General features: G+C 40.4%; 1 pseudogene. It reads left to right on the top strand.

Going from position 1 to position 607, the window contains the following annotated elements:
• Window positions 1-64 precede the first annotated feature (64 nt).
• Window positions 65-607, top strand: a pseudogene (locus tag ACS8FD_RS22345) (hypothetical protein); the annotation flags it as partial.

The following is a 607-nucleotide window of genomic DNA, read 5'->3' as shown; positions in this document are numbered from 1 at the left end:
GTTTACGCTTACTACCAATGCTAATGGACAAGTATCTTTTGCATCTGGTCAAAAAAGAGGTACCTTGCCCCCTACGCCTACCTTTACCAATATTCTAAAAGAAACCTCTACCAACCCCAATAACCAAAACACGTATGCTTCTCTCAATACCAGCACCGTTATCCCTAATAACGGTAGCTACGTCAGCTATGGGATTGAAAACTCAAAAAGCAATTATGTAGTCGCAGTTAGGAATGCAGAGTCTGTAACTTTAACGTACGAAGGTATCATGAAAGGCAATAGTGCTATTGAGGCCGATGTAGTTGGTGAAAGTTATAATGAGTGGATTAGCTTTGGAGTAGAGAGCGAACCATATTACTATGTTTTTTCTGGTATAGTATTTGGTGACAATGGCGGTATTACTGCTGCAGAGGCAGATGCTAGTAACGCAAACATAACAAGCGGTGCCTACAGCAACAAACCTAATTATTTCAATGGTCTATTTAACAGCGCTTCTGAATCTGGTATTGCTGGTAGCATAGTCAAAATAGTCAATAACTGTGATAACCCAACCATAACTTACGCCACACAATCTGTAGAAAAGTCCGGCAACGCTATTGGCAAATAT

Source organism: Psychrobacter sp. 1U2 (assembly GCF_051847575.1).
The sequence above is the reverse complement of the archived record's forward strand: the minus strand, read 5'-3'. Positions and strand labels throughout refer to the sequence as shown.